Here is a 23,950-nt window from a genome sequence, read left to right as displayed (position 1 = left end):
CCGGTGCCCCGACAGCTACGAGAGGTCGTCTTCGTCGACGGCGTGCGCACCCCCTTCGGCAAGGCCAAGGGACAGTACGCCGAGACGCGGGCCGACGACCTCGTCATCAAGTGCATCCGCGAGCTGATGCGCCGCAACCCCTCGCTGCCTCCCGAGCGCGTCGACGAGGTCGCGGTCGCGGCCACGACCCAGATCGGCGACCAGGGCCTGACCATCGGCCGCACCGCCGCGCTGCTCTCGGGCCTGCCGCAGAGCGTGCCCGGCTTCGCCATCGACCGCATGTGCGCCGGCGCGATGACCGCGGTGACCACCACCGCCTCCGGCATCGCCTTCGGCTCCTACGACGTGGCCATCGCCGGCGGCGTCGAGCACATGGGCCGCCACCCGATGGGCGAGGGCGTCGACCCCAACCCGCGGATCATCTCCGAGCGCGTGGTCGACCCCGACGCGCTGGTGATGGGCAAGACCGCCGAGAACCTGCACGACCGCTACCCCTCGATCACCAAGGAGCGCGTGGACGCCTACGCCGTGCGCTCGCAGCAGAAGACCGCGGCGGCGTACGACGCCGGCACGATCCAGCAGGACCTCGTGCCGGTGGCGACCCGCTCGGCCGACGAGGGCTGGGGCCTGGCGCTGAGCGACGAGCCGATGCGACCGGGCACCACGCTGGAGTCGCTGGGCTCGCTCAAGACGCCCTTCCGTGCGCACGGCAAGGTGACCGCCGGCAACGCCGCGGGCATCAACGACGGCGCCACCGCGGCGCTGCTCGCCGACGAGGAGACCGCCCGCGAGCTGGGGCTGCCGGTGCGGATGCGCCTGGTGGCCTACTCCTTCATGGGCGTCGAGCCCGAGGTGATGGGCGCCGGGCCGATCCCGGCGACCGAGAAGGCGCTCAAGCAGGCCGGCTTGAAGATCGACGACATCGAGGCCTTCGAGGTCAACGAGGCCTTCGCCGTGCAGGTGCTGGCCTTCCTCGAGCACTTCGGCATCGCCGACGACGACACCCGGGTCAACCCCTACGGCGGCGCCATCGCCATGGGCCACCCGCTGGCCTCCTCCGGCGTGCGGCTGATGACCCAGCTGGCGCGCCAGTTCGAGGAGCGCCCCGAGGTCCGCTACGGCCTGACCACCATGTGCATCGGCATCGGCATGGGCGGCACCGTGATCTGGGAGAACCCGCACTACACCGGAGAGGCAGCCTGATGAGCGACCTGACCACCCTGCTCGCCCGCGCCGAGGAGATCAGCTCCGACGCCGAGCGCGTCACCCAGGCTCACCTGCGCAAGGTCACGCTGCCCCGCGGGGCCGGCGTGATGGGCCTGATCACCCTCGACAACGGCGAGGACCACACCAAGCCCAACACCTTCGGGCCGCGCGGCCTGATCGCCCTCAACGCCGCCATCGACTCGGCGCTGGCCGACGACGAGGTCACCGCCATCGGCGTGACCGGCAAGCCGTTCATCCTGGCCGCCGGCGCCGACCTGACCAGCATCGCCTCCAGCGGCGCCGCCGGCGTCCGGGTCGTGGCCGAGCTGGGCCACGCCGTCTTCCGCAAGCTGCAGGACGGCGGCAAGACCTCCTTCGGTCTCGTCAACGGCCTCGCCCTGGGCGGCGGCCTCGAGGTGGCGCTGCACTGCGACTACCGCACCGTGATGGACTCCGCGCCGGCCCTCGGCCTGCCCGAGGTCATGCTCGGCCTGGTGCCCGGCTGGGGCGGCGCCTACCTGGTGCCCAACCTGGTCGGTGCCGACACGGCGGTGACGCTGGTGCTCGAGAACCCGCTCAACAACGGCAGGACCGTCACCGGGCAGCAGGGCTTCGAGCTGGGCCTGGCCGACGCGGTCTTCTCGGGCGCCGACTTCCTCGAGCAGTCGCTGCTCTGGGCCGCCGACGTGCTCAACGGCGAGGTGCTCGTCGAGCGTGCCGAGGTCGACCGCGGCGAGGCGTGGGACGCCGCCGTCTTGCGCGCCGCGACCGTCGTGCGCGCCCGCACCGGTGGCGCCAGCCCGGCCGCCGAGCGCGCGGTCGAGCTGATCGCCGCCGCCCGCAGCGCCAGCCGCGACGAGGGCTTCGCCGCCGAGGACCAGGCCCTCGAGGACCTCTCGCAGACGCCCGAGCTGCTGGCCAGCCTCTACGCCTTCGACCTGGTGCAGAAGCGCGCCAAGCGTCCCGCTGGCGCGCCCGACCGGTCGCTGGCGCGCCCGGTCACCAAGGTCGGCATCGTCGGTGCCGGCCTGATGGCCAGCCAGATGGCGATGCTCTTCGTGCGCCGCCTCGAGGTCCCGGTCGTGCTGACCGACCTCGACCAGGAGCGCGTCGACAAGGGCGTGGCCTACGTGCACGCCGAGATCGACAAGCTGCTGGCCAAGGGCCGGATCGGCCAGGACAAGGCCAACCGCCACAAGGCCCTGGTCACCGGTGCCGTCGACAAGGCCGAGGTCTTCAGCGACGCCGACTTCGTCATCGAGGCCGTCTTCGAGGAGATGTCGGTCAAGAAGTCCGTCTTCGCCGACGTCGAGAAGGTCGTCTCGCCCACCTGCGTGCTGGCCACCAACACCTCGTCGCTGTCGATCTCCGAGATGGCCGCCGACCTCGAGCACCCCGAGCGGGTCGTCGGCTTCCACTTCTTCAACCCCGTCGCGGTGATGCCGCTGCTCGAGATCGTGCAGGGCACCGCCACCGACGACGCCACGCTGGCCACGGCCTTCGCCACCGGCAAGGCGCTGAAGAAGACCACGATCCTGGTGCAGGACAGCCCGTCCTTCATCGTCAACCGGCTGCTGGGCCGCTTCATGAGCGAGGTCAGCCGGGTCGTCGACCAGGGCACCCCGATCCAGACCGTCGACGGCTCCTTCGCCGGCGTCGCGCCGATGCCGCCGTTCACGCTGATCGCCCTGGTCGGCCCGGCGATCGCGCTGCACAACACCGAGACGCTGGCGGCGGCCTTCCCCGACCGCTTCTACGTCTCGCCGGCGCTGGAGCGGGTCGTCGAGGCACGCAAGGGCGCCTACTTCACGCCCGACGGCACCCTGGACCCCGAGGTCGAGGCGCTGCTGGCGACCCCGACCGACCCGGTCGTGCTCACCCAGGAGCAGGTGCGCACCCAGGTGCTCACCGGTCTGGCCGAGGAGGTGCGCCTGATGCTCGACGAGGGTGTCGTGGCCGGGCCCGAGGACCTCGACCTGGCGATGATCACCGGCGCCGGGTTCTCCTTCTGGAACGGCGGGCTCACGATGCTCCTCGAGCGCGAGGGCCTCGGCTCCTTCCACTAGCCGTAGGTCGCCACCATCAGGCGCGCGGCACGCACAGCGAGCCGGTCCTCGTCCAGGCCCACCAGCCGTTCGAGGGCCGGCTCGTCGCCTCCCGCCTCCAGCAGCTGCCAGAGCACCTGCGACCCGAAGCTGTCGGCCAGGTGCTCCGCGGCCCACCACGACAGGCCGTAGTGCGCGGTGGACCCGTCGGCGTTGAACGTCGCACCGTCGGGCATCCGCACCCGCCCGGCCGCCAGGTCGGCCCGCGCGGCCTGCAGGGCGAGCTCGGGCAGCGCCCGGTCCTCGGGCGCCAGCGGACGCACCGAGACCCACTCGGCGATCCCCTCGGCCAGCCACACCGGCGCCTCGTCGTCGCGGGCGCCCACGGCGACGTGGGTGACCTCGTGGCGCAGCAGCCGGTCGCGGGTGCGTCCCTGCGCGGAGGTGCCCTCCGCGCCCGCGGCGGCGAGCACCCGGGGGTTCAGCACGATCCTGGTCGAGGCCAGCGGCGAGCCGGGGTCGCGCGGGTCGGCGGCCACCGGCACCGCGACCGCGTCGAGGGACTCGGCGTCACCGCCCGGCAGGTCGGCGACCGCGGCCAAAGCGGCGGTGGTCGACAGGGCGTAGAGCACCACCCGGCCGCTCCACTCGAAGGGCACGACGGCGCCCACCTCGGCGACCGCGCGCCGGGTGGCGTCGAGCAGCCCCGGGGCCGCGGCGACGCTGGCGTCGTCGAAGACCCCCAGCACGCCGGCGACCTCACGCACCTGCACCGGGCCCCGGTCCCAGGGCTGCGGCACCACCCGGTTGCGCTCCTCCCAGGCCGCGTCGGTCACCGACGCGAGGCGCAGGCGCCCCCGGGCCCCGTTGCCGGGCTCGAAGAGGTAGCGGTCGCGAGCCACGACCGGCACGTCGTCGTACCCGCGCAGCTGCAGGCGCACCTCGACCACCACCCAGTAGGAGTCGTCGACGCGCAGCACGTCGGCGGGGTCGAAGCGGTACTCGACCTGCTCCAGCGGCAGCTGCAGCAGGTTGTGGAAGTACTGCGCCTGCTGGGTGCGGAACTCGGCCGGCCCGGGGGTGAGGGCACGCTCGAAGCGGCCCCGGTCCTGGCGGCGTACGCCGGCGGCGCGCAGGTCGAGCGTGCGCTGCACGGCCGTGACCACCTCGCGCGGCGCGGGCTGCGCCGAGCTGGTCGGCTGCGCACCGGGCTCGTCGTCACCGGCCAGCAGCGCGCACGAGCTGAGGACCAGCGACAGCGCGAGCGCCGTCAGCAGGACCAGCAGTCCCCTCCCCAGGGGTTCGAGCGCGTCTCCCTCCCCGGTGCGCTCAGCCGGGCCGCTCAACGCTGTGCTCGTGCTCCAGCGGGGACCCGGTCGACATCGCCTCGACGATGCCGCGGGCCAGCGACTGCGGGCTGAGCCCGATGCGCTCGAGGATGACCGCGCGCTTGGCGTGGTCGAGGAACTCCTGCGGCACCCCGTGCAGGCGCACCGGGGTGGTCACGCCGGCGGCGTTGAGCGCCTGCAGCAGGCTCGCGCCACAGCCGCCCTGCACGCCGTTGTCCTCGATGCTGACGACCAAGCGGTGGTCGCGCGCCAGGTCGATCAGGGCCGGGTCGACCGGCTTGACCCAGCGCGGGTCGACGACGGTCACGCCGATGCCCTGGGCAACCAGCCGGTCGGCGACCTCGACGGCGGTGGTGGCCATCGAGCCGACCGCCACGACCAGCACGTCGCGCGCGCCGGTGCGCACCAGCACGTCGCAGCCGCCGGCGCGGTCGACGGGCTCGATGTCGGCCGGCGGCGGGCCCTTGGGGAAGCGCACCACGGTGGGTGCGTCGTCGACCGCGACGGCCTCGTCGAGCAGCTCGCGCAGGCGGGTGGCGTCGCGCGGGGCGGCCAGGCGCAGGCGCGGGACCACCTGCAGCACCGACATGTCCCACATGCCGTTGTGGCTGGCGCCGTCGTCGCCGGTGACCCCCGAGCGGTCGAGCACGAACGTGACGCCGCAGCGGTGCAGCGCGACGTCCATCAGCACCTGGTCGAAGGCCCGGTTGAGGAAGGTGGCGTAGACCGCGACGACCGGGTGCAGCCCACCCATCGCCAGGCCGGCCGCCGAGGTCGCGGCGTGCTGCTCGGCGATGCCGACGTCGAAGGTGCGGTCGGGGAAGTGCGCCTGGAACTTGTCGAGGCCCACCGGGTGCATCATCGCCGCCGTGATCGCCACGACGTCCTTGCGGCGGTGGCCGATCTCGACCATGTCGTCGGCGAAGTGGTCGGTCCAGATCCGGCCGCGGGCCTTCTCCTCGCCCGACTCGATGTCGAAGGGCTGCGGGGAGTGGAACTGGTCGGCCTCGTGGCGCTCCGCGGCGTCGTACCCGAAGCCCTTGCGGGTCAGGGCGTGCACGATCACCGGGGCGCCGTACTTCTTGGCCTGGCTCAGCGCCGTCTCCATCGCCGCCCGGTCGTGGCCGTCGACGGGGCCGATGTACTTGAGCCCGAGGTCCTCGAAGAGGCCCTGGGGGGCCAGCGCGTCCTTGAGCCCCTTCTTCATGGCGTGCAGGGCGTCGTAGGCGGCCGTGCCGACGCCGGGCACCGCGTTGAGGCGGCGCTTGACCATGTCGAGGAGGGTCTCGTAGCGCGGGTCGGTGCGCAGCGAGGTGAGCGCGGTGGCCAGGCCACCCACGGTCGGGGTGTAGGAGCGGCCGTTGTCGTTGACGACGATGACCAGGCGGCTGCTCTGGGCGACCGCGATGTTGTTGAGGGCCTCCCAGGCCATCCCGCCGGTCAGCGCGCCGTCGCCGATCACGCCGACGACGTGGCGGTCCTCGCCGCGGATCGCGTAGGCCTTGGCCAGGCCGTCGGCGTAGCTCAGCGCGGTGGAGGCGTGGGAGTTCTCGACGATGTCGTGCTCGGACTCGGCCTGGCTGGGGTAGCCGGAGAGGCCACCCTCCTGGCGCAGGGTGTCGAAGTCGCCGGCCCGGCCGGTGAGCATCTTGTGCACGTAGCCCTGGTGGCCGGTGTCGAGGACGATCCGGTCGCGCGGGGAGTCGAAGACCCGATGGATCGCCATGGTCAGCTCGACCACCCCGAGGTTGGGGCCCAGGTGGCCGCCGACCTTCGAGGTCGAGCGGACCAGCAGGTCACGGATCTCGCTGGCCAGCGTCTCGAGCTCGGCGTCGTCGAGGCTGCGGAGGTCACGCGGTCCCGAGATGGACTCGAGGATCGACATGGGGCTCCTTGCTGTGGCGGCGGGGGTGGGGTGGCAAGTCTAGGGGGCGTCCCTCAGCGACGCAGAACCGCGACGGCGGGCTCGAGGAGGCTGCCGATCCACACGGCGCCGTCGTGCTCGCGGACCCCGGTGGCCATGTGGAAGCCCTCGGCCGGCAGGTCGTGGTCGTGCACCAGGCGGCCGGTGTCGTCGTAGGCCTGGACCCGGCAGGTGCGGGCGGGCTTGGGCTGCAGCGGCTGCGGGATCCGCGTCACCTGGCGGCGCAGCCAGGGCGGGCCCTGCTGCAGCCGCTCGACGACGGGGTCGCGGGGGCTGGCGATGGCGACCCAGATCAGCCCGTCGCTGCCGCGGGCGATGTTGTCGGGGTAGCCGGGCAGGTCGTCGACCAGCAGGTCACGGGTGCCGGCCCGCTCGCCGGTGATCCAGTGCCGCACCAGGGTGCGCCCGCCGGTCTCGGCGACCACCACGAAGGACTCGTCGGCGGCCAGCGCGACGCCGTTGGCGAAGGCCAGCCCGTCGAGCACCACGCTGACCTCGCCGCTGGGGTCGAGGCGCAGCAGACGGCCGGTGCGGGTGTCCTGGACGAAGTCGTCCTTCCACTGCTCGATCGAGAAGCGCGTCGAGGAGTCGCTGAACCACACGGTGCCGTCGGAGGCGATCGCGGCGTTGTTGCAGAAGACCATCTCGCGCCCGCCGACCTCGTGGACCACCTGCTCGACGTCGCCGGTGGCCAGGTCGACGCGCAGCAGCCCGCGGCGGGCGTCGCAGACCAGCAGCCGGCCGTCGGGGTGCAGCTCGAGGCCCAGCGGCCGCCCGCCGGTGTGGGCGACCCGGTCGATGCGGCGCCCGTCGTGGGAGAGCCGGAAGATCGCGCCGTCCTCGGTGCCGGAGAGCACCGAGCCCTCGTGCGGTCCGTCGGTCAGCACCAGCACGTCCTCGGCACCGTGGCCGGGCAGCGGGTGGATCTCGGGTCGGGCGGAGGTCGAGGAGGTCGTCACTGGCACAGCCTGTCGTAGAGGGGCGAGGTCAGGAAGAGCGGCAGCAGCAGCCGCCCCGAGACGGTCAGGTCCTTCTCCAGGACCTCCCGTGGGGCGACGAAGACCATCTGGCGGCCCTCGCCGCAGACGATGTCGGCGTCGACCAGGTCGACGGCCGCCGCGAAGAGGTGCACCGTGTCGTCGCCGCCGCAGGCGGGGCTGTGGAAGGTCCACTCCCCCGCGGCCTCGAGGCCCGAGGTCAGCTCGACCCCGGTCTCCTCGGCCAGCTCGCGGTGGGCCGCCTGCTCCGGGGTCTCCCCCGGCTCGATCGACCCACCCGGCAGACCCCACTTCTCAGGGTCGATGACCGGGTGCTCGTCGCGCTCCTGCATCAGCAGCCAGCCCCGGCGGTCGACCAGGGCCACGCTCGAGAACCGGTGCACGCGCACCACCCTAGGGGCGAGCGCTCACAGGCGCGCGATGAAGCGCCGACCTCGCAGGGCCTCCTCGACCAGCCCGACCGCGCGGCGTACGCCGGCGAGCCGGGCGTCCTCGATCATCCAGGTCTGCACCGCGGCCTCGACCACGTCGGGGGTGGCCACGTCGCGCAGCTCGGAGCGGGCCTCGCTCAGGCCGCGGCGCGCCGCGGCCTGGCCGGCCTCGACGTGCAGCACCGCGAAGCGGGCCAGCACCACGACGTGCTTGCGCAGCCCCGGGTAGCCGCGGAAGTCGGGCGGGCACAGGTCGAGCAACCAGCTGGCCGCCGTGGCCTCCCAGTCGGGCGCGTCCGGAGGACGCACCTCGACCGGCCAGCCTGGCGGGGCGACGTGGGTGGGCATGCCCCCACCCTACTCGAACGCACGTTCGACCACCAGTGAACCGAGCAGCGAGGCCACCGCCGTTGGTCGAGCAGCGAGGGCCGAAGGCTCGAGCGACGCCGAGACCCCGCAACCACCCGGCGTACGGCGAGTGGGCACCTCACCGGGTCTCGGCGACGTTCCTCGCTGGCGCTCGTCACTGCTCGACCAACGACGGGGCCGCGCCGTAGGTCGAGCAGCGAGGGCCGAAGGCTCGAGCGACGCCGAGACCCCGTGACTCCATGGCGTACGGCGCGTGGGCACCTCACCGGGTCTCGACGACGCTCCTCGCTGGCGCTCGTCACTGCTCGACCAACGAAGGGCCGCGCCGTAGGTCGAGCAGCAAGGGCCGAAGGCTCGAGCGACGCCGAGACCCCGTGACTCCATGGCGTACGGCGACCACGCAAGTCACCCGGTCTCGACGACGTTCCTCGCTGGCGCTCGTCACTGCTCGACCAACGACGGGGCCGCGCCGTTGGTCGAGCAGCGAGGGCCGAAGGCTCGAGCGACGCCGAGACCCCGTGACCCCATGGCGTACGGCAAGCCCGTCACTCACCCGGGTCTCGACGACGCTCCTCGCTGGCGCTCGTCCCTGCTCGACCAACGGTGGGTGGGATCAGGCGGAGGTGAGGAAGCTGAATCGGACCTTGCGGTCGGGGTTGTCGACGTTGAGGTCGACCAGGCAGATGCTCTGCCAGGTGCCGAGCGCGAGCTGGCCGTCGAGCACCGGCACCGTGGCGTACGGCGGTACCAGGGCCGGCATCACGTGGGAGCGGCCGTGGCCGGGGGTGCCGTGCTGGTGCTGCCAGCGGTCGTCGGCGGGCAGCAGGTCGCCGAGGGCGGCGATCAGGTCGTCGTCGCTGCCGGCGCCGATCTCGAGGATGGCGATGCCGGCGGTGGCGTGCGGCACGAAGACGTGCAGCAGCCCGTCGCCGCGGCCGGCGCACCACTGCTCGGCCTCACGCGTCAGGTCGACGACCACGTCGCGGCCGCCGGTGTGGATGCTGCGGGTCTCGGAGTCCATCTCGTCTCACCTCTCCAACCAGGCCGTGAAGGCCTTCGGCTCGTAGGGACGGCCGAGGAAGTCCTCGACCAGGTCGGCGGCGTCCTTGCTGCCGCCGGCCGCCAGCACCCGGTCGCGGTAGCGCAGCGCCACCTCGGGTGCGAACAGGTCGCCGGGGTCGAAGGCCGAGAAGAGGTCCTTCGCGATCACCAGGCTCCACATGTAGGTGTAGTACGCCGAGGTGTAGCCGCCCAGGTGGCCGAAGCCGCAGTGGAAGTGCGAGCCGGGCAGCGCCGCCCACACGGCGTACTGCTCGGAGAGCTCGAGCGAGCGGGCGGTCAGGTCGGCGGGCAGCTCGGCGTGGAAGCGGTAGGAGACCGAGGCGTAGTACATCTGGGTGCGGGCGTGGACGCCCTTGCCGAACTCCTCGGCGGCGCGCATCCGCTCGACCAGCGCGGCCGGGATCGCGTGCCCCTCCTCGTCGGTGGCGAAGCCGGCGAGCACACCGGCGTCCCACGCCCACTCCTCCAGCATCTGGCTGGGCGCCTCGACGAAGTCCCACTCGGTGGCCACGCCGGAGAAGCGCACCCACTCGTGGCGGCCGGCGAGCACGTGGTGGAGCAGGTGGCCGAACTCGTGGAAGAGCGTCACCACCTCGGAGTGCTCCATCAGGCCGCGCCCGAAGTTGCAGACCAGCACGCCCTCGGGCAGCTGGCGCCCGGCCACGCCGCTGACGAGGTCGAACTGGGCGGCGTGGTTGTACTTGCCCGGGCGGGGGTGCAGGTCGAGGTAGATCCGCCCGAGCGGCTCGCCGGCCCCCTCCAGCGCGACGTCGTACGCCGCCACCTCGGCGTGCCAGGTCGGCGCGTCGTCGACGGGGGTCCAGGTGAGCCCGAAGAGCCGGCCGGTGACGTCGAGGAGGCCCTGGCGCACGCGGGTGAAGTCGAAGTAGCGACGGACCTCCTGGGCGTCGACCTCGTAGCGCTCGCGGCGCACGGCCTCGGTGTAGAACCGCGCGCCGGAGACGTCGAGGCGCTCCAGCCCGGGATCGTCGAGGCGGGCCCGGTCGAGCAGCACCGCGGCGTCGCGCTCGGCCGCGACGGTGGCGTCGTGGGTGATCTGGTCGATGAAGTCGGCGATGGCCGCGCCGGTGCCGATCATCTTGACCTCGGCGTCGAAGGCCGGCCAGCCGTCGTACCCGAGCAGGCGGGCGCGCTCGTCACGCACCGCGAGCAGCTCCTGCAGCACCTCGTCGTTCTCGGGCCAGGCCAGGTCGAGGAAGGCGCCCATCACGGTGCGGCGGGCCTCGGCGTCGGTGGAGAAGGTCAGGAACGGGTGCGTGTCGGGGTAGTCGGTGGTGATGGCGACGGTGCCGTCGTCGTCGACCGGGTGCGCCTCGACGTAGTCGGCGGGCAGGCCCTCCAGGGCGCTGGCGGGCACCCGGGTGGTGCGGGCGCCGTCGCGGATGTGGCGGCCGAAGGCCTGCGCCAGGTCGTCCTCGCGCTCGCCCAGCACCCGCAGCCGCTCGCGGGTCTCGTCGTCGCGGTCGACGCCGGCACGGCGGAAGGAGCGCAGCGCGTCGTCGAGCACCCGCCAGGCTGCGTCGTCGAGACCGTCGCGGGGCACCGCCTCGAGCCGCGCGAAGACCTCGGGGTCGAGCATCAGCGCGGTGCGGAAGCGGTTCGCCTCCTGCTCGGCGGCCTCGGCCGCGTCACGCAGGTCCCCGTCGGGGTGCACCTGGCTGAGCAGCGAGGAGGCTGCGAAGGCGTTGGCCAGCGAGACGTGCAGGTCGTTCCACAGGGCCAGGGCCTGCGCCGTGCCGGGCTCCATGGCCCGCAGCGCGTCGGCGGTGCGAGCCGCCTCGGCGAGCGGCACGGCGGTCCGCTCGGTCAGGAACGACGACCAGCCGGCGGTGTCGTCGGCGGGCGGCAGGACGAGCGGGGTGGGGGTCACGTCGGCAGGCTACCCATCCCCTCCCCCTGCGAACCGTCGGCGTCGGGCACCCCGCCGGCGCAGCTGGCGAACGGCTCGGGGGCGGTCTCCCCGGCCCCGAAGGTGTCGATGAAGAGTGGCAGCCGCGGGTCGTCGGCGCCGGTGAGCGCGAGCTGGCGGCCCCACACCGTGACCACCACGGGGGCGTCCAGACCGTCCCAGGGCGAGAGGATGCCGTTGTCGGGCAGCAGCGCCTCGAGCCGCTCGACGTCGGCGGGCGAGGTGCCCGGGCGGTAGGTCACCAGGACGGTGCCGTGCTCGAGGTCGTGCACCACGTTCTCGGCGCGCACCTGGGTCTCGTAGACGCCGCAGTCGAGCCACCGGTCGGCGTGCTGGCCGCCGACCGGCGGGTCCTGCTCGTAGTCGACGTCGCCGTCGACGTGGGTGGTGGGCAGGTCGTCGTAGACCCGCACCTGGTCGAGCGTGCGGTCGACGGGCTCCGCGAGCAGGCGCGGCACGACCGCCGCGGCCGTGACGATCAGCGCGGCGAGCAGCAGCGTGACCAGGAGCGCCACCAGCGGGGCACGGTCACGCGGCTGCGGCGCGACCTCGCTCACTGGTCGAGGAGCCGCTCGACCCGCTCGACCTTGGCGCTGAGCTGGCCGTCCCAGCCGGGGCGGATGTCGGCCTTGAGCACCAGCCCGACCCGCGGGGAGACCTCGGCGACGACGTCGACGGCGCGCTTGACGACCGCCATCACCTCGTCCCACTCACCCTCGACGTTGGTGAACATCGAGTTCAGCTCGTAGGGCAGGCCGGACTCCTTGACGACGCGTACGGCGGCGGCGACCGCCTCCGAGACGCTGCCGGTCTCGTCGGCGGCGGTGGGCGAGATGCTGAAGGCCACGATCATGGGGCGAACGGTAGCCGTCAGCGCCGCACGGCCTCCGACCACTCCGGGTGCAGGTCGGGCAGCCGCTCGCGCAGCCGCGCCAGCGCCGCGTGGGTCTGCGACTTCACGGTGCCCCTGGAGACGCCGAGCGCGTCGGCCGTCTGCTGCTCGCTCAGGTCGTCGAGGTAGCGCAGCACGACGACGGCGCGCTGCTTGGGCGTCAGCGTCGACAGGGCGTCGCGCAGCACCCACACGTCCTCGCGCTCCGGCCCGCCCGCTGCTGCCGCTACCTCGGGATCGACCTCCACCGACGTCTCGCGCCAGCGGCGCCGGCGCCACCGGCTGACGTTCTCGTGCACCAGCACCTTGCGCACGTAGGGCTCGGGGTCGCCGGCGATGCGCGACCAGCGGGGCACCACCTTCGCCAGCGCCACCTGCACCAGGTCCTCGGCGTCGTGCACGTCGCCGGTGAGCAGGTACGCCGTGCGCAGCAGCGCCGCCCGGCGCGCCACGACGTACTCGGTGAAGGATGCGGGAGCCTGGTCAAGGCCGGTCACGACGCCTCCAGACGAGCAGGCCCAGGAGGGCGGCGAGCGGCACACCGACCAGCAACGACCACTGCAGGCGCGGGTCCATCGGGGACGGCGGCTCCGGCGCGGCGAAGATGTCGCCAGACCACGCCTGCTGGGCGACGGCGACGACCTGGTCGCCCTGCACGATCGGCTCCACCTCACCGGTGTCGACGTCGATCGACTGGTAGACCACCGAGGGGACACCGTCGCGCCGGGAGCGGACCACCACGTGGTCCTCGTCGCGCCACCCCACCACCTCCAGCGCCTCGGCGGTGCTGACCGCACGCAGCTCGACCTGGCCGTCGGCTCCGACCTCGCCGACCGCGACCTGGCGGGGTCCGGTGTCGCTGACGTTGGCACCGTCGGGGTCGAGGGTCACCGCCAGCCGCTCCCCCGACGGGCTCAGGGACGCCGGCCCCTCGGAGCGGGTGTCGAGGTCGACCATCCGACGCGCCTCGGGTGTCAGCAGCTGCACGCGGTCCCCCAGGCCCGACACCAGCGTCTGGCCGGTGCTGGTCGTGGCGTAGAGGTGCTGCACCGGCAGCCCCTCCCACGTCCTCGGCTCCGCGACCCCGACCTGCCAGCTCGCGGTGGTGCCGTCGACACCGGCGAAGCCCCGGACACCGGCGAGCTGGAACCACGAGAACCACAGCGTGCCGTCGGCCCAGGAGAGATCCTCCGTCGAGAGGCCGTGCTCGGTGGGCAGGCGGTGGCGCACCACCTCACCGCTGACGAGGTCCTGGACGGCCACCCCGACCACGACCGACCCGACGGCCCGGTTGGGCTCGCCGTCGGGCTCGCCCTCCAGCCAGTAGGCCAGCCGGCGCCCGTCCGGTGACAGCGCCACCGACTCGGTCTGCGGCTCCTCCGTCCGGGCCCGGCCAGGCAGGTCGAGGAAGCGGTACGCGCCGGTCTGCGACGAGATGCCGAGCAGCGCCGGCTCGCCGGCGCCCCAGACCGCGTCGCGGTAGCCGTCCACGACCGCCGACAGGACGCCGGGGGGCTCCCCCTCCGTGCCCGGCAACCACCCGGACGCGTCGTACAGGCGGTCGGGCAGGCGCGGGCCGGCCTCGCCGGGAGTGGCCGGTGCCGGAGCGGTGTCGAGCGAGGCGAGCTGCTGGGCGCCGACGCCCACCACCAGCACCACGAGGGCAGCGGCACCGGCCACCAGGGCGGTCATCTGCCGACGACGGCGCTGCCAGGCGCGCCCCCGGGTCCACGCCTGGTCGGCGAGGGCCGGCGCAGCGTCGCGCAGCCCCAGCTCGGCCAGCTCGTCGAGGCGACGGTGCAGGTCGGTGGTCTCGCTCACGGGGTCCTCCTCAGGGGGTCTCACCCTCTCCTACGCCGTGAGCGGCCCCGGAGGTTGGCACCTTCACCGGATCGACCTCGAGCAGCCCACGCAGCCGGGTCATCGCGTCGCGTGACTGCGACTTCACGGTGCCTACCGCGATCCCCAGCGCCTGCGCGGTCTGCACCTCGGTGAGGTCGTCGAAGTAGCGCAGCACCACCACTGCGCGCTGCCGCGGGGCCAGCGCCAGGAGGGCGGTGCGGACCGCGGCTCGGTCCGTCTGGTCGGCGCCGACCTGCTCCCGCTCCGGCAGCCGGTCGCTCGTCACCTCCCGCCAGCGCCGACCCCGCCAGCGACTCACCGACTCCCGGGCCAGGACCTTGCGCACGTAGGGCTCGGGGTCGTGGGCGATCTTGGCCCAGTGCGGCATCGCCTTGACCAGCGCGAGCTGCACGAGGTCCTCGGCGTCGGCGTGCTGGCCCGTCAGCAGGTACGCCGTGCGCAGCAGCGCCTGCCGACGAGCGGCGACGTACTCCTCGAACTGGGCACGCAGCTCGGTGTCACGGTCGGGCACGACGCCTCCAACGCACCAGCGCGGCACCCCCGACGAGCACGACGCCCGCCGAGAGCCCGACGAGCAGTCGTGGGTCGAGCGGCTCCGGAGGCGCCGGGCGAGACGCGAAGGGCTCGTCGAGCAGACCGAGGGCCAGCTGACCGGCGAAGTTCCCGGGTCCCGGGAGGTCGACCACCGTCTCCGACTCCCCCGTCGTCACGTCGACGCGCTGCAGCTCGGTGTGCCGCTCGTCCGGGGCGTACCGCTCGGCGAGCACGTGCTCGTCGTCGAACCAGGCCAGCACGGCGAAGGTGTCGGCTCCTGGAACGGGGGTGCTCTGCACCGAGTCCTGCGGCCCGCCCAGACGGACGACGCTGATGCCGTTGGGGTGTCGGTTCCCTCGCGGGTACGCCGCTGCCCGCCCCGCCTGGTCCAGAGCGGTCACCTCGGCCATCGAGCGCCCCGGCAGGGGCAGCCGGGCCACGGACCCCGTCTCGACGTCCCAGCGCACCATGCCGTCGCTCCGCTCGACCAGCAGGGCCCCGCGGCCGTTGCTCGTCTCGACGCCGCCGGCCTTGACCTCCGTCAGCACGGGCTCCTCCTCGACGCCGGGCCGCCAGCTCATCAGCCCCTCGGGGAAGCTGGAACCGCCCTGCTTCTTCGCCGGGGCGTCGTCGCCGACGTACTCCTGGCCGTAGGACAGCACCAGCGTCTCGTCGTCCGCCCAGACGAGTGCATCGGGGACGATCCCGTGCTCGGTCTCGACATCGTGCTGCACCGTACGACCCGTGACGGTGTCGTGGACCGCGACCCCGGTGACGGGCAGCTGCTGACCGCCGGCCGTCTGCGGCGTCCCCTCCGGCGCGCCCGTGGTCCAGTACGCCACGTGCGCACCGTCCGGAGCCAGTGCGTGGTCCCGGAGCGCGTCCTCGGGCAGGTCGAGGAACCGGTACTCGCCCGTGTCCGCAGAGATCCCGACCACGCCGTCCTCCGCGCCGGTCCAGCCGCCTCGGTCGGCCGGCAGCAGCACTGCCAGCTGACCCAGCGGACCCTCGTCGTCGGTGCCCGGCAGCCAGGGGCTCGGCTCCCAGATCCGGTCGGCGAGCGCAGGCGCCGCGCCGGGGCCGGCGGGCTGGATGCCGTCATCGGCCTTCACCCAGCCCAGGCCGCCGACCAGCCCGAGCGCCAGGACCGTGGCCGCCACCGCGACTCCGGTGCCGACGCGCCGGCGCCGGTGGTAGCGCCGGGCGACGTCCCACAGCCCGGGGTCGGGCAGGGCGGGCGGGGCGTCCTGGGCCAGGTCTGCCAGCCGGTCGTGCAACGTGCTCATCGGTCCTCCTCGGGGTCCTCACCCTCACCTACGCAACGAGCGACCCACCTGGAGGGGTCGCCGGGTCAGGCGAGGCTGCGGACCAGCAGGACCAGGGCGGAGGAGGCGCAGACGACGAGCACGACGGCGCGCACACGGGCCTCCGGCAGGCGGGGCCGCAGGACACGGCCCAGCACGGCACCCACCGCGAGCACCGGGGCCAGAGTCACGGCGAGCAGGAACGATCGGACGTCGAGCTGGCCGGCCAGGCCGAGCCCGGCCAGCGAGAGGGCCGCGCCGACCAGGAAGTAGACCGCCAGCGTCGTACGGATCGTGCGGGGCGGCTGGTGCTGGTAGAGCAGCGCCAGCGGCGGTCCGCCGATGGAGGTGGCGGTGCCGGTCACCCCGGAGACGGCCCCGGCCACCACCAGCGAGGTGCGGGTCAGCGGGACGACGACGGTGCGCCAGGTCAGGGCGACGGCGACCAGCACCATCGCACCGACCGCGACCCCGAGCAGCCGGGGCTCGAGAAGGGTCACCGCGACCACCCCGACCGCGGTGCCGAGCACCCGCGAGGGCAGCGACCAGCCCAGCCCGTGCCAGTCGATGTCCTCGCGCTCGGAGGCCAGGGTGACGAAGGGCAGCGCGAAGGCCAGCCAGAGCATCAGCTCGGGCATCAGCCGCGGCTCGACGAGGGTGATCACCGGCGCGCTGACGAGCCCGAGCCCCAGGCCCACCAACGACTGCACGGTGGCCCCGGCCAGGAGGGCCAGGGCCACCGTGAGCAGCGCAGGTGCGGTCAGTCCGAGCAGGATCAGCCCCGGCGCAGGTTGCGCAGGACGTACTGCATGATGCCGCCGTTGCGGTAGTAGTTCGCCTCGCCCGGGGTGTCGATGCGCACGACGCCGTCGAACTCGACGTCGCCTGCCTTCACCTTGACCGTGCGGGGCGTGGTGCCGTCGTTGAGCTCGGTGACGCCGGTGATGGAGAAGGTCTCCTCACCGGTCAGGCCCAGCGACTCGGCCGACTCGCCCTCGGGGAACTGCAGGGGCAGCACGCCCATGCCGATGAGGTTCGAGCGGTGGATGCGCTCGTAGGACTCGGCGATGACGGCCTTGACACCCAGCAGCGCGGTGCCCTTGGCGGCCCAGTCGCGCGAGGAGCCGGAGCCGTACTCCTTGCCCGCGAGCACGACCAGCGGGGTGCCGGCCGCGATGTACTTCTCGGAGGCCTCGAAGACCGAGGTCACGCTCTGCTCACCATCGGCGTCGCCGGAGAAGTCCTTGGTGAAGCCACCCTCGGTGCCCGGTGCCAGCTGGTTGCGCAGGCGGATGTTCGCGAAGGTCCCGCGGATCATCACCTCGTGGTTGCCGCGGCGCGAGCCGTAGGAGTTGAAGTCGCGCTGCTCGACGCCGTGCTCGGCGAGGTACTTGCCCGCCGGGCTGTCCTTCTTGATCGCACCGGCCGGCGAGATGTGGTCGGTGGTGACCGAGTCGCCGAGCTTGAGGAGCACGCGCGCGCCCTCGATGTCGGTGACCGCCTCCGGCTCGTCGGGCATCCCGTCGAAGTAGGGAGGCTTGCGGACGTAGGTGGACTCGGGGTCCCACTCGAAGGTCTTGCCCTCGGGGGTGGGCAGCGAGCGCCACTGCTCGTCGCCGGCGAAGACGTCGGAGTAGCCGTCGTCGAACATCTCGGAGGTGATGGCCGAGCCGACGACCTCTTCGATCTCGGCGGCGGTGGGCCAGATGTCCTTCATGAAGACGTCGTTGCCCTCGGTGTCCTGGCCCAGCGGGTCGTTGAACAGGTCGAGGTCCATCGAGCCGGCCAGCGCGTAGGCGACCACCAGCGGCGGCGAGGCCAGGTAGTTCATCTTCACGTCGGGGTTGATCCGGCCCTCGAAGTTGCGGTTGCCCGAGAGCACCGAGACGACCGCGAGGTCCTTCTCGTTGACCGCGGCGGAGACCTCGGGGATGAGCGGGCCCGAGTTGCCGATGCAGGTGGTGCAGCCGTAGCCGACGAGGTTGAAGCCGAGCTTGTCGAGGTACGGCGTGAGGCCGGCCTTCTCGTAGTAGTCCGAGACGACCTTCGAGCCGGGGGCCAGCGTGGTCTTGACCCAGGGCTTGCGCTGCAGGCCCTTCTCGACGGCCTTCTTGGCCAGCAGGGCCGCACCGATCATCACCGACGGGTTGGAGGTGTTGGTGCACGAGGTGATCGCCGCGATCGCGACGGCGCCGTGGTCGAGCTCGAACTCGGTGCCGTCCTCGAGGGTGACGTGGACCGGGTTGCTCGGACGACCGCCGTCGGCGGGGGCCGCCGAGAGGTAGTTCTTGGGCTTCGCGGACTCGCCGCCACCGTTGGAGGTGGCCGGGTCGGAGGCCGGGAAGGTCTCCTCGAGCGACTCGTCGTAGCCGTTGGTGTCCTGGTGCTCGTGGTCGACGTAGTCGGCCAGCGCGCCGCGGAAGCCCTGCTTGGCCTCCGACAGGGAGACCCGGTCCTGGGGGCGCTTGGGCCCGGCCAGCGACGGGACGACGGTGGCCAGGTCGAGCTCGAGCTTCTCGGAGTAGCGCGGCTCGGCCTCGGGGTCGTGCCAGAGGCCCTGCTCCTTGGCGTAGGCCTCGACCAGCGCGAGCTGCTCGGGGCTGCGGCCGGTGAGCTCGAGGTACTTGGTGGTCTCCTCGTCGATCGGGAAGACCGCGATGGTCGAGCCGAACTCGGGGCTCATGTTGCCGATGGTGGCGCGGTTGGCCAGCGGCAGCGCGGAGACGCCGGGGCCGTAGAACTCCACGAACTTGCCGACCACACCGTGCTCGCGCAGCATCTCGGTGATGGTGAGCACCAGGTCGGTGGCGGTCGCGCCCTCGGGCAGGTCGCCGTTGAGCTTGAAGCCGACCACGCGCGGGATCAGCATGGAGACCGGCTGGCCGAGCATCGCGGCCTCGGCCTCGATGCCGCCCACGCCCCAGCCGACGACGCCGATGCCGTTGACCATGGTGGTGTGGGAGTCGGTGCCGACGCAGGTGTCGGGGTAGGCCAGCAGCTCGCCGTCGACCTCGCGGGTGAAGACCGTGCGGGCCAGGTGCTCGATGTTGACCTGGTGCACGATGCCGGTGCCCGGCGGGACGACCTTGAAGTCGTCGAAGGCGCCCTGGCCCCACCGCAGGAACTGGTAGCGCTCGCGGTTGCGCTCGTACTCGATCTCGACGTTGCGCTCGAAGGCCTCGGGGGTGCCGAAGACGTCGGCGATCACCGAGTGGTCGATGACCATCTCGGCGGGCGCGAGCGGGTTGATCTTGGTCGGGTCGCCACCCAGGTCGGCCATCGCCTCACGCATGGTGGCGAGGTCGACGACGCAGGGCACGCCGGTGAAGTCCTGCATGATCACGCGCGCCGGCGTGAACTGGATCTCCTGCGAGGGGTCGGCGTCGGCGTCCCAGCCGGCGATCGCCTTGATGTCCTCGGCGGTGATGTCGGAGCCGTCCTCGGTGCGCAGGAGGTTCTCGAGGAGCACCTTCAGGCTGAAGGGGAGGCTGTCGACGTCGAGGCCGTCACCCTTGACCGCGTCGAGGCGGAAGATCTCGTACGACGTGCCGTCCACGTCGAGGGTGCCCTTGGCACCGAAGCTGTCCTTGCTTGCCACTGACCAACATCTCCTCTGTCGCGTCTGCGATGACGGGCGCTGCTTGCGCATCATCTTGCCGCCGGGCCGGGGAGCCAGCAAAGGAAGGCCACCCTTACCCGTCGGCCACATCTCTTGACGTCAAGATACACGACATCAAGGGGTCTTCTCCAGCAGCGCCACGCGCTCGATCCTCAAGGGTCAGTCCGCGTCACGGAGCAGACCCACGAAGGCGCGGGACCCGCGCTCGCGCGCGTGCTCGAGCGGGGTGACCCCGTCGCGGTCGGCGACCACGGGGTCGGCGCCCGACGCGACCAGGACCTGCGCAGCCTCGACGGCGTCACGCGCGGCCGTGACCAGCAGGGCGGTGCGACCCCGCTCGTCCCGGGCCTCGATGTCGGCTCCGGACCGCAGCGCCACGGCCACCGCCTCGGCGTCGCCACGCTCCGCGGCGCGCAGCAGCGCCCGGTCCGGCCTCGTCGGGGGCGCGGCTCCGGCCACGGTCTCCAGCACCGCCTCCAGGCGGCCGAAGCCACGCTCGCGGGCCATCTCGAGCGGGGTCAGGCCCGCCGACGGCGAGATGTCGGACAACCGCACACCTCCTGCGGCGAGCACCCGGAGCGTGGCGGCGTACGCCGGTGTGTCCGCGCCGAGCCACACGGCCTCGTGGACGGCCTGGTAGCCGATGCGGTTGATGTGGTCGCGGTCGATCCCGGCCTGCAGCAGCTCGCCGACGACGAGCCAGTGGCCGCGCTCGGCGGCGCGGATCAACCCGGTCCCGTTCCAGCTGTCCTTGTCGTCGACCCTGGCGCCCGACCGCAGCATGAGGCGCAGGAGCTCGAGGTGTCCCTCACTGGTCGAGATCAGGTACGCCGACTGCTGGGTCTCGTCCTTGGCGTTCACGTCCGCCCCACGCCCCACCAGTCGGCGGGCCCGCGCCACGTCGTCGGCCCAGGCCGCTTCGCGGAGCTCGTGGTCGAGCATCCGCTGCTCCTTCGGTCCCGGTTCGGGCTCGGGTTCAGGCTCGGGCTCGGGCTCGGGCGACCGTTCCGCGGTCGTCGGCTCGGGACCCGGCCCCGGGAGCGGAGCGCGCCCGTCCGGGAGGTCGCCACCCCCGCAGCCGACCAGGACGACCAGCAAAAGGGCGGCGGGGGCCAGGAGCCTCCGACTGACGTGCCGCACGAGGTCGAGTCTGCCTCTCTGTCGGGCCGGCGAGAAGACCCATCGGGTCAGGCTTGCTTCTCCAGCAGCGCCACGCACTCGACGTGGTGCGTCATGGGGAACAGGTCGAAGGCGCGCAGCGCTCGCAGCTCGTAGCCCCGCTCGGCCAGCAGGGCCAGGTCGCGGGCGAGGGCCGCGGGGTCGCAGGCCACGTAGGCGATCCGGCGCGGGTCGCGCGCGACCACGGCGTCGACGACGGCCCGCTTGGCGCCCTCGCGGGGCGGGTCGAGCACGACCAGGTCGAAGGGCTCGTCGTACGCCGATGCCAGCACCTCGGCCACGTCGCCGCAGGCGGTCTCGACGCGGGCGGTCGCGCCGGCCAGGTTGGTGCGCGCGTGCAGGCTGGCGGTGCGGTCGCCCTCGACCGCCACGACCTGCCCCTCTGGCCCGACCGCGTCGGCGAGGAAGCGCGCGAAGAGTCCCACGCCGGCGTACAGGTCGAGGACCCGCTCCCCCGCCTGCGGCTCGAGCATCTCCAGGACCGTCGTCACCAGGGTTGCCGGCGCCCCGGGGTGCACCTGCCAGAAGCCGTCGGCAGCCACGGCGAACCGGTGCTCCCCCGCGCCGATGGCGACCTGCTCCTCGACCGATCCGGGAGCGGGCTCGCGGGCGTCGGGGTGGGCGATGCGGCAGTCGTCGACCTCGACGGTCGCCCGCGAGCGGTGCTTGCGCATCCCGCGCCGCCCGTCGCCCAGGTCGACGTAGTTGACACGGGTGCGCCACCGCAGACCGGCGAGCTGCTCGGGCAGGTCGCCGGCGACCGCCTCGACCTCGACGTCGCTGTCGATCTTGGCCAGGCGCGAGAGCTGCTCCCGCACCACGGCGGTCTTGAGCGCGCGCTGGTGCGGCAGCGAGACGTGCTGGAAGTCGCAGCCGCCGCACAGCCCCGGCCCCGCGAAGGGGCACGGCGGGGTGACCCGCTCCGGCGAGGCCTCGAGCACCTCGACGGCGTCGGCGCGCCAGAACTTGTCGCCGTCGGTGCCCTCGGTGACCTGCAGGACCACCCGCTCGCCCGGCACGGCGTGGCGCACGAACACCACGCGCAGGGGCGCGTCGGGGGCGCTGCTGGTGGGCACGCGGGCCACGCAGTGCCCGCCGTGGGCGACCGGTCCGACCTCGACCTCGAAGCGCTCGCCGACGCGGGAGCGACCGCGCTGGCGCCGCGCCCGGGGGTGCCGGCTCACCGGTCCCGCCCCCGCTTGCCACGCGGGTCGACGCGCCCGCTGCGCAAGTCACCGGGCCGGACCCGGAAGTCGTCCCGCTCGTCGCGCTCGCGGGCGATCTGGGAGGAGCGCAGCTGGAAAGGCACCGAGGTGACCATGACACCGGGGGTGAACAGCAGCCGGCCCTTGAGCCGCAGCGCGGTCTGGTTGTGCAGCAGCTGCTCCCACCACCGGCCCACGACGTACTCGGGGATGTAGACGGCCACGACGCCGCGCGGGTTGGCCCGGCGGATGGCGGTGGCGTACTCGACGACCGGGCGCACCAGCTCGCGGTAGGGCGAGTGCAGGACCTTGAGCGGCACGTCCATGCGGCGCTCGTCCCACTCCTCCATCAGGCGCGCGGTGGCCTGCGCGTCGGTGGCGACGTAGACGCCCTCGAGGGTGTTGGGCCGGGTCGCCTGGGCGAAGGCGAGGGCACGCAGCGTGGGCTTGTGCAGCTTGGAGACCAGCACGATGGCGTGCACCCGGGTGGGCAGCACGCGGTCCTCCTCGTCGGCGGCCAGCTCGTCGGCGACCTGGGCGTAGTGCTGGTGGATGGCGCGCATCAGCACGTAGAAGGTGCCCATCGCCAGGATGGTGATCCAGGCGCCGGCGAAGAACTTGGTGATCAGCACGATGACCAGCACGACCGCGGTGAAGGACAGGCCGGTGGCGTTGATGACCCGCGAGCGCTGCATCCGACGGCGCACCGCCGGGTCGTGCTCGCCCTGCAGCTCGCGGGTCCAGTGCCTGATCATGCCCAGCTGGGAGAGGTTGAAGGAGACGAAGACGCCGACGATGTAGAGCTGGATCAGCCGGGTCGGCTCGGCGTCGAAGACCCAGATCAGGGCGATCGCCATGCCGGCGAGGAACACGATGCCGTTGGAGTAGGCCAGCCGGTCGCCGCGCGAGCCCAGCGCCCGCGGCGCCAGCCCGTCCTGGGCCAGGATCGAGCCCAGCACCGGGAAGCCGTTGAAGGCGGTGTTGGCGGCCAGCACCAGGATCACGCCGGTGACCGTGACGGTGAGGTAGAAGCCGGGCGGGAAGCCGGTGAAGACCGACTCGGCGATCTGCGAGATCACGGTGTGCTGGTCGTAGTCGGCCGGCAGCGGCTGGCCACCGCGCGAGAGCCGGTCGAACTCGTCGGGGTCGACCAGGCGCACCCCGATCTCACGCGCCAGCACGATGACGCTGACCATCATCGCGATCGCGATCGCCCCGAGCAGCGCCAGGGTGGTGGCCGCGTTGCGGCTCTTGGGCCGCCGGAAGGCCGGCACCCCGTTGGCGACCGCCTCGACACCGGTCAGCGCCGCGGCACCGGAGGAGAACGCCCGCGCCAGCAGGATCATCAGCCCGAGCGTCGTCAACGGCCCCTCGAAGCCCTCGGCCGGGGTGATCGTGATGTCGGCGCTCTCCGCCGGCCGCAGGTCGCCGTTCCACCACTGCCACAGGCCCCAGCCCACCATCGCCGCCATCGCCACCATGAAGGCGTACGTCGGCAGCGCGAAGAACGAGCCCGACTCGCGGATGCCGCGCAGGTTCATCGCCATCAGCAGCACCACCAGCCCGGCGGCGAAGCTGGCCTCGTGGCCGCTGAGCGCCGGCACGGCGGAGGCGGCGTACTGGGCTCCCGCGGAGATGGAGACGGCCACGGTGAGCACGTAGTCGACGAGCAGGGCGCTGGCCACGGTGGTGCCGGCGGTCATGCCGAGGTTGACCTTGGCCACCTCGTAGTCGCCACCGCCGGAGGGGTAGGCGTGCACGGTCTGGCGGTAGGAGGCGATCACCGCGGCCATCACGATGGCGATGGCCAGGGCGACCTTCCACGACCACACGTAGGCCGACGCGCCGGCCAGCGAGAGCATGATGAAGACCTCGTCGGGGGCGTAGGCCACCGAGGAGAGCGCGTCGGAGGCGAATACCGGCAGCGCGATGCGCTTGGGGAGCAGCGTCTCGCCCAGCTGGGAGCTGCGCAGCTTGCGCCCCAGCAGGATGCGTTTGGAGACGTCTCCGACACTCACGAGCCGGAAGGCTACGGCACCG

At 72.9% G+C, this 23,950-nt stretch carries 20 protein-coding genes; 2 read left to right on the top strand and 18 right to left on the bottom strand.

Going from position 1 to position 23,950, the window contains the following annotated elements; translation table 11 throughout:
- Nucleotides 1-3: 3 nt before the first annotated feature.
- Both QWJ41_RS05270 and QWJ41_RS05265 read left to right on the top strand, forming a co-directional pair.
- Nucleotides 4-1,203, top strand: a complete 1,200-nt coding sequence (locus tag QWJ41_RS05270; protein WP_302706206.1) for a thiolase family protein — start codon at nt 4-6, stop codon at nt 1,201-1,203.
- Complete coding sequence (locus tag QWJ41_RS05265; RefSeq protein ID WP_302706205.1) at nt 1,203-3,272, top strand: 3-hydroxyacyl-CoA dehydrogenase NAD-binding domain-containing protein; 2,070 nt, start codon at nt 1,203-1,205, stop codon at nt 3,270-3,272. Before QWJ41_RS05270 ends, QWJ41_RS05265 begins: the two co-directional genes overlap by 1 nt.
- Here the strand turns inward: QWJ41_RS05265 and QWJ41_RS05260 are convergent.
- The 18 genes from QWJ41_RS05260 to QWJ41_RS05175 all read right to left on the bottom strand — a co-directional run bounded on the left by QWJ41_RS05260 (nt 3,269) and on the right by QWJ41_RS05175 (nt 23,928).
- Nucleotides 3,269-4,597, bottom strand: coding sequence for a hypothetical protein (locus tag QWJ41_RS05260; protein ID WP_302706204.1), 1,329 nt, complete (start codon nt 4,595-4,597; stop codon nt 3,269-3,271). The genes QWJ41_RS05265 and QWJ41_RS05260 overlap by 4 nt on opposite strands.
- Nucleotides 4,581-6,485 carry a 1-deoxy-D-xylulose-5-phosphate synthase gene (gene dxs / locus QWJ41_RS05255; RefSeq protein WP_302706202.1) on the bottom strand — a complete coding sequence of 635 codons (1,905 nt, stop codon included), beginning with the start codon at nt 6,483-6,485 and terminating at the stop codon, nt 4,581-4,583. Before dxs ends, QWJ41_RS05260 begins: the two co-directional genes overlap by 17 nt.
- A gap of 53 nt (nt 6,486-6,538) precedes the next feature.
- Complete coding sequence (locus QWJ41_RS05250; RefSeq protein WP_302706200.1) at nt 6,539-7,483, bottom strand: SMP-30/gluconolactonase/LRE family protein; 945 nt, start codon at nt 7,481-7,483, stop codon at nt 6,539-6,541.
- Nucleotides 7,480-7,905, bottom strand: a complete 426-nt coding sequence (locus QWJ41_RS05245; protein WP_302706199.1) for an NUDIX domain-containing protein — start codon at nt 7,903-7,905, stop codon at nt 7,480-7,482. Before QWJ41_RS05245 ends, QWJ41_RS05250 begins: the two co-directional genes overlap by 4 nt.
- A 24-nt stretch (nt 7,906-7,929) precedes the next feature.
- On the bottom strand, nt 7,930-8,301 hold the full coding sequence (locus tag QWJ41_RS05240) for a hypothetical protein (protein WP_302706197.1): 372 nt from the start codon (nt 8,299-8,301) through the stop codon (nt 7,930-7,932).
- 634 nt (nt 8,302-8,935) lie between these two features.
- Entirely contained in the window at nt 8,936-9,343 is a 408-nt protein-coding gene (locus QWJ41_RS05235; RefSeq protein ID WP_302706195.1) for a YjbQ family protein, read from the bottom strand.
- 6 nt (nt 9,344-9,349) lie between these two features.
- Complete coding sequence (locus tag QWJ41_RS05230) at nt 9,350-11,275, bottom strand: M3 family metallopeptidase (protein WP_302706193.1); 1,926 nt, start codon at nt 11,273-11,275, stop codon at nt 9,350-9,352.
- A complete protein-coding gene (locus tag QWJ41_RS05225; protein ID WP_302706191.1) occupies nt 11,272-11,871 on the bottom strand; it encodes a thioredoxin-like domain-containing protein in 600 nt (199 codons plus the stop codon). The genes QWJ41_RS05230 and QWJ41_RS05225 overlap by 4 nt, the downstream gene beginning before the upstream one ends.
- Entirely contained in the window at nt 11,868-12,167 is a 300-nt protein-coding gene (locus QWJ41_RS05220) for an MTH1187 family thiamine-binding protein (protein ID WP_193670925.1), read from the bottom strand. Before QWJ41_RS05220 ends, QWJ41_RS05225 begins: the two co-directional genes overlap by 4 nt.
- Before the next feature lie 17 nt (nt 12,168-12,184).
- Complete coding sequence (locus QWJ41_RS05215; protein WP_302706189.1) at nt 12,185-12,703, bottom strand: SigE family RNA polymerase sigma factor; 519 nt, start codon at nt 12,701-12,703, stop codon at nt 12,185-12,187.
- Entirely contained in the window at nt 12,690-14,027 is a 1,338-nt protein-coding gene (locus tag QWJ41_RS05210) for a hypothetical protein (protein WP_302706187.1), read from the bottom strand. Before QWJ41_RS05210 ends, QWJ41_RS05215 begins: the two co-directional genes overlap by 14 nt.
- Before the next feature lie 10 nt (nt 14,028-14,037).
- Nucleotides 14,038-14,580, bottom strand: coding sequence for a SigE family RNA polymerase sigma factor (locus QWJ41_RS05205; protein ID WP_302706185.1), 543 nt, complete (start codon nt 14,578-14,580; stop codon nt 14,038-14,040).
- Complete coding sequence (locus tag QWJ41_RS05200) at nt 14,567-15,889, bottom strand: hypothetical protein (protein ID WP_302706184.1); 1,323 nt, start codon at nt 15,887-15,889, stop codon at nt 14,567-14,569. The genes QWJ41_RS05205 and QWJ41_RS05200 overlap by 14 nt, the downstream gene beginning before the upstream one ends.
- A gap of 65 nt (nt 15,890-15,954) precedes the next feature.
- Nucleotides 15,955-16,647: a sulfite exporter TauE/SafE family protein gene (locus QWJ41_RS05195; protein WP_302706183.1), complete on the bottom strand. Its 693-nt coding sequence runs from the start codon at nt 16,645-16,647 to the stop codon at nt 15,955-15,957.
- A 35-nt stretch (nt 16,648-16,682) separates the two neighbouring features.
- A complete protein-coding gene (locus QWJ41_RS05190; protein ID WP_302706358.1) occupies nt 16,683-19,556 on the bottom strand; it encodes an aconitate hydratase in 2,874 nt (957 codons plus the stop codon).
- Between the two features lie 129 nt (nt 19,557-19,685).
- A complete protein-coding gene (locus tag QWJ41_RS05185; protein ID WP_302706181.1) occupies nt 19,686-20,468 on the bottom strand; it encodes an ankyrin repeat domain-containing protein in 783 nt (260 codons plus the stop codon).
- Between the two features lie 245 nt (nt 20,469-20,713).
- Nucleotides 20,714-21,889: a class I SAM-dependent RNA methyltransferase gene (locus QWJ41_RS05180; RefSeq protein ID WP_302706179.1), complete on the bottom strand. Its 1,176-nt coding sequence runs from the start codon at nt 21,887-21,889 to the stop codon at nt 20,714-20,716.
- Entirely contained in the window at nt 21,886-23,928 is a 2,043-nt protein-coding gene (locus QWJ41_RS05175) for an APC family permease (RefSeq protein WP_302706177.1), read from the bottom strand. The genes QWJ41_RS05180 and QWJ41_RS05175 overlap by 4 nt, the downstream gene beginning before the upstream one ends.
- Nucleotides 23,929-23,950 lie beyond the last annotated feature (22 nt).

It is taken from the genome of Nocardioides cremeus, from assembly GCF_030518195.1.
Lineage (GTDB): Bacteria > Actinomycetota > Actinomycetes > Propionibacteriales > Nocardioidaceae > Nocardioides > Nocardioides cremeus.
Note: the sequence above shows the minus strand (reverse complement) of the source record. Positions and strands in the feature narration are given on the sequence as shown.